The following is a 5,308-nucleotide window of genomic DNA, read 5'->3' as shown; positions in this document are numbered from 1 at the left end:
CCCTTGCGCCAATCGGTCCAGGCGGGCGTGGTCTTCCGCCAGGCGCCGCACATGGTGCTGCAGCGCATAGTGGCCGGCGGCCGCCAGCACACCCGCCTGCCGCATGCCACCGCCCAAAATTTTGCGGGTGCGGCGGGCCTGCCGGATGAAGTCGCGCGAGCCCAGCACCAGCGAGCCCACGGGCGCGCCCAGGCCCTTGCTCAGGCACAGCGATGCGGAATCAAAGTGGCTGCACAGCGCGCGCGCTTCTTCGTACACATCGGTGCCGTTGCGTGCAGCATTGGCCGTGGCGGCATTAAACATGCGTGCGCCGTCCAGGTGCATGGCCAGCCCCCGGCTGCGCGCCAGTTGCGCCACCTCGGCGATGTAGGCGGGCGGCAGCACTTGGCCGCCGGTGGTGTTCTCCAGCACAACCAGGCGGGTGCGCGCAAAGTGCGGGTCATCGGGCTTGATGGCCGCCGCGATGTCGGCCAGGCGCAGTGTGCCGTCGGGCTGTGTCTCGACCGGCTGGGGCTGGATGGAGCCCAGCACGGCCATGCCGCCCGCCTCCCAGCGGTAGGTGTGCCAGCTCTGGCCCACGATGGCCTCGTCGCCGCGCTGGCAGTGGCCCCACAGCGCGATCAGGTTGGTCTGCGTGCCCGAGGGGGCGAACAGCGCAGCCTCAAAACCGAGCAGCTCAGCGGCATGTTCCTGCAGTGCGTTCACCGAAGGGTCGTCGGCAAACACATCGTCGCCCAGCGGGGCCTTGAACATGGCCTCGCGCATGGCGGGCTTGGGCTGGGTGACGGTGTCGCTGCGAAAGTCGGGCATGGGCGCGGTCCTTGTGGGGCGGGTCAATGAATGGCCGACCATATTAGTCGCGTTGGCATCCTCAGCGGCTGCAATGCCCTCGGCCGACGGAATGGGCGCTACCCAGGTCAGGGACGCCGAGCAAGGGCCGCCCCGCACCGAGGGCGTCGTCCACCTGAGGGGGATGGCGCCGAAGGCGATGCAAGGGGCTACGGCCTGGTCATCTTGCAGTCCGTGCCCTGGGCCAGCTCATTGCCGGTGTAGGCCGCATCGGTGCGAAAGCCATAGTTCGTACCTTCCCAGCCCGCCTTCACGGTTTTGCCGTCCACAGGCGCGATGGTGTTGACCACCTGCGGCAGCAGCAGCTGGTGGTCCTCGCCGCGCATGCGCACGGGGCCCACCACCGAATCAATCGTCAGATCTTCCAGCGCGCGCGCCACCTTCACCGGGTCGGTGGATTGGGCCTTGTTGATGGCTGCCGCCAGGAAGCGCGACGTCATCTCGATGCGCGGAGCGAGAAAGTCCTTGCCCGTCTTGGTCTTGTAGGTCTTTGCCAGCGCGTCCACCTTGGGGGTATCGGCCTGGCCGGGGTGCCATTCGGCCACCCAGGTCAGCTGGCCCTGCTTGGCCTGCGATACCGCCAGCACCGTGCCGGGGATAGAGCCCGCGCTGTGGTTGAAGTAGCGCAGGTTGTAGCCCGCGTCGCCCGCCGCCTTGAGCAGCAGCGTCATGTCCTGCCCCCAGTTGCCTGTGATGACCGAGTCGGCTTCTGTGCTCTTGACCTTGGCGAGGTAGGGCGCAAAGTCCTTCACGCGGCCGATGGGGTGCAGCGCTTCGCCCACAAACTGGATATCGGGCCGCGCCAGGCCCACCATCTCGCGGCCATAGTGCGCCCACTGCTTGCCGTGGGCGTAGTCCTGGTTCAGCAGGTACACCTTCTTGATGTCCGGCTGCTTCTTGATGTAGTTGGCAATGGCCTTCATCTTCATGGCCGTGTTGGCTTCGAACTGGAAGTGCCAGAAGTTGCAGGCCTTGCCCGTCAGCTCGGGGTCGATGGAGGAGTGGTTCAGCACCAGGATCTCCTTGCCTGGATTGCGCTGGTTGTGGCGCGCTGCCGCTTGCACCAGCGCCGTGACCACCGAGGAGCCCGAGCCACCCGTAACGATGGCCTTGGCGCCCTGGTCGATGGCGGCCTGCAGCGCGCTCTGGCTCTCTTGCGCCGAGAGCTTGCTGTCGAACTGCAGCAGCTGCAGCTTGGTGCCCTTGAGCACGCCACCCTTGGCGTTGATGTCCTCGATGGCGTACTGCGTGTGCGTGAGCATCAGCTCGCCCACGTTGGCGAACGGGCCCGATAGCGGGTCGATGTAGGCGACTTTGAAGGTCTCCTGCGCGCTGGCAGCGGTGCCGATCAGCAGCGCCGCCGCAGCGGCCAGGGGGGTGAGAAACGCTGTTTTCATGGTTTTTTGTCTCCGGTGGTTGTAGTGCTCAGGGATGGGGGCGCAGTGCAGCCGCGCGTCTCATGCCGGGTTCCGCTTGCGGGTGCGCCGCAGGCCCAGTACGCGCCAGGCCAGCTGCGCCAGCTCCAGCGTCACCTCGTCCTGCGACAGGCGGCCGTCAGGGCGGTACCAGTTGTAGAGAAAGCCCGGCAGGCTGCAGGCGGCCAGCGCGGTGATCTTGGTGTCGTTGAACTCGAACATGCCGTCCTCTCGGCCTTGCTCCAGCAGCGCACACAGCCGGTCGTAGAAGTGGTTCGCCAGATCCTTCTGCGCCGCCAGGTACTCGGGCCGGTACACCTGCGGCTCGCGGTAGGGGAAGAAGGCCGACGGGTGGTGCTCCAGCGTGGCGCGGATCAGCCGCTCGATGCCCTCCGTCACCTTCACATGCGCAGGTCGGTCATCGTCCGCCGCGAAGTCCATCGCGGTGAAACACGCCACGGCAGGCGCCCACGACAGCGTCTCAAAGATCTCCTGCTTGTTGCGAAAGTAGTAGTACACAAAGGGCTTGGTCACGCCCAACTGCTGCACGATCTGCTCAATGGTGGTGTTGGCGTAGCCCTGCGCATCAAACAGCGCCTCGGCCGCGCGCAGGATGCGCTCGCGCTTCTCGTCCGACCCGGCTGTGGCGGCTTTCTGGCGGCCGCTGGCCTGCACGGGGGGCTGCTGGTTCATCGGTGTCCTTTGCGCGACGTTGGAGTTATACCCATGGGTAGCATTGTTCTACCAAGCGGTATATATTGGCAAGACGCTGGCAGGTGAGGGCGCTCAGAGAAAACCCTGAGTGGCCGCCAAGAACCAGCGATTCCAGACACCTCGGAGACAACGCCATGCCCTCTACCGCACCGCAGCTGCCGCTGCACGAACATCTGCGCCGCCACGCGCGCGAAACGCCCGACCGCATCGCCTACCTCTGGTACGGCCAGCCCATCACCTGGGCGCAGCTCGACGTAGCCAGCGATGCATTTGCCGCGCGCCTGCAGACGCTGGGGGTGCAGAAAGGCGAGCCCGTGGCCCTGTTCATGAACAACTGCCCGCAGTACGTGATGGCGCACTACGGCATCCAGAAGATCGGTGCCATCGTGTGCCCCTGCGGGCCGCTGAACAAGGAGCACGAGCTCGAATACCAGCTCACCGACCTGCAGGCCCGCGTGATCGTCGCAGCCGACGTGCTGCTGCCCGTGGTGGACAAAGTGCGTGCCAAGACGGCTTTGCAGCACGTGTTTGTGGCGCGCTATGCCGAGTTGCTGCCTGAGGGCGCACCCAGCATCGACGTGCCCGCCGAGCTGCTGAACATGCGCGCAGCCATGGCGCCGGTGCCAGCGGGCTGCGAAGACTTCCTGACCGCCACCCGCACTGGCGCGCGGCCTGCGCCGGTGGCACTGGCGATGGACGACGTCTCGCTCATGACCTACACATCGGGCACCACCGGGTTACCAAAGGGCGCCATGCTGAGCTACGGCAACGCCACGTTCAAGACCGCTGCATCGGCCGACTGCAATGGCATGACACCGCACGAAACGCTGCTGGCGGTGGCGCCGCTGTACCACATCGCCGGCATGGTGATGGGCGTGAACCTGCCGGTCTACACCGGCGCCACGGCCGTGCTGCTGTACCGCTTCGACCCACTAGGCGTGGCCCAGGCGCTGGAGCGCCACCGCGTGACCTGGTGGTACAGCATCGCGCCCATGAACGGCGCCCTGATGCAAGTGCCCGGCGCCCGCGAGATGGACTGGAGCGCGCTGCGCCGCAACCCGGTCACCAGCTTTGGCATCACCTTCACCGAGGCGCTGGCGCAGCAGTGGCAGCAGTTCGCGCCCCACTGCATTGCGCACGAGGCGGCCTATGGCCTGTCGGAAACCCACACGGTGGACACCGCCATGCCCGTGGACGCGATCCGCTGGGGTACGCAGGGCAAGCCTGTGCCGGGCAACACGATCCGCATCGTGGACCCCGACACCGGCGCGCCGCTGGCTGCTGGCGAGGTGGGCGAGATCACCATCCACGGCCCCGGCAACTTCAAGGGCTACTGGAACAAGCCCGAAGCCACGGCCAAGACGCTGCGCGATGGCTGGGTCTACACCGGCGACATGGGCAAGATCGATGCGGACGGCTACCTCACCTTCATCGGCCGCTTCAAGGAAATGATCAAGGTCTCGGGCTACAGCGTGTTCCCCGAAGAGGTCGAGACCCTGCTCATCAAGCACCCCGCCGTGGCCCAGGCCGCCGTGATTGGCGTGCCCGATGCGGAAAAGGGCGAGGTGGTGCGCGCCTTCATCGTCAAGAAACCCGGCCAGGACGTGGACGCCGCCGCCCTGGTGGCCTGGTGCCGCGAGAACATGGCGCCCTACAAGGCCCCGCGCGAGGTGCGTTTTATCGACGCACTGCCCGCCACGGGCGCAGGCAAGGTGCTGCGCCGTTTGTTACGCGACCTTTGAATCAAAGTTTGAATCAAATAGCCCCTCCGCGAATGGCTATCAAGCGCTAGCAGCTTCGAAAACAATAGCAAAAGTACCCATGTCACCGCTCACCTTGTTCACCAAAGTCCTTGTTGCTAACCGGGGAGAGATCGCACTGCGCACCGTGCGCGCCCTGCACGACCTGGGCATTGCCAGCGTGGCCGTGTATGCCGACGATGACGCCGCCAGCCCCCATGTGCAGGCGGCCACTACCGCCGTGGCGCTGGGCGCCACCGGACCGGCGGCGTACCTGGACGGCGCGCGCCTCATTGCCATCGCCCAGGCGCAGGGCTGCGATGCCGTGCACCCAGGCTACGGCTTCTTGAGCGAGCGCGCCGACTTCGCCCGTGCCTGTGCTGAGGCGGGGATGCGCTTCATCGGCCCCACGCCTGCGCAACTGGCGCTGTTTGGCGACAAGGCGCAGGCCCGTGCGCTGGCGCAGCAGCAGGGTGTGCCGCTGATGCCCGGCACGCAGGCGGCCGTATCTCTGGAAGAGGCCCAGGCATTCTTCGCGCAGCACGCGCATGCAGGCATCGTCATCAAGGCCATCGGCGGTGGCGGCGGGCG

The 5,308-nt window shown here is 66.5% G+C and carries 5 protein-coding genes; 2 read left to right on the top strand and 3 right to left on the bottom strand.

Going from position 1 to position 5,308, the window contains the following annotated elements:
- The 3 genes from ltaE to DBR12_RS12690 form a co-directional block, all read right to left on the bottom strand.
- The coding region (gene ltaE / locus DBR12_RS12700; RefSeq protein WP_233244440.1) for a low-specificity L-threonine aldolase at nucleotides 1-810 on the bottom strand (810 nt) is incomplete at its 3' end.
- Nucleotides 811-998: 188 nt separating this feature from the next.
- The gene (locus tag DBR12_RS12695) at nucleotides 999-2,246 is read right to left on the bottom strand and encodes a branched-chain amino acid ABC transporter substrate-binding protein (protein ID WP_108617577.1); all 1,248 of its coding nucleotides are present in this window, start codon (nucleotides 2,244-2,246) and stop codon (nucleotides 999-1,001) included.
- A gap of 60 nt (nucleotides 2,247-2,306) precedes the next feature.
- Nucleotides 2,307-2,957 carry a TetR/AcrR family transcriptional regulator gene (locus DBR12_RS12690; RefSeq protein WP_108617576.1) on the bottom strand — a complete coding sequence of 217 codons (651 nt, stop codon included), beginning with the start codon at nucleotides 2,955-2,957 and terminating at the stop codon, nucleotides 2,307-2,309.
- Between the two features lie 155 nt (nucleotides 2,958-3,112).
- Between DBR12_RS12690 and DBR12_RS12685 the strand changes: the two genes are divergently transcribed.
- On the top strand, nucleotides 3,113-4,720 hold the full coding sequence (locus DBR12_RS12685) for an AMP-binding protein (protein WP_108617575.1): 1,608 nt from the start codon (nucleotides 3,113-3,115) through the stop codon (nucleotides 4,718-4,720).
- A gap of 94 nt (nucleotides 4,721-4,814) precedes the next feature.
- A partial coding sequence (locus DBR12_RS22835) for a biotin carboxylase N-terminal domain-containing protein (RefSeq protein ID WP_304529315.1) occupies nucleotides 4,815-5,308 on the top strand: 494 nt, incomplete at its 3' end.

The sequence above is a fragment of the Acidovorax sp. HMWF029 genome, from assembly GCF_003060895.1.
Lineage (GTDB): Bacteria > Pseudomonadota > Gammaproteobacteria > Burkholderiales > Burkholderiaceae_C > Acidovorax.
The sequence above is the reverse complement of the archived record's forward strand: the minus strand, read 5'-3'. Positions and strand labels throughout refer to the sequence as shown.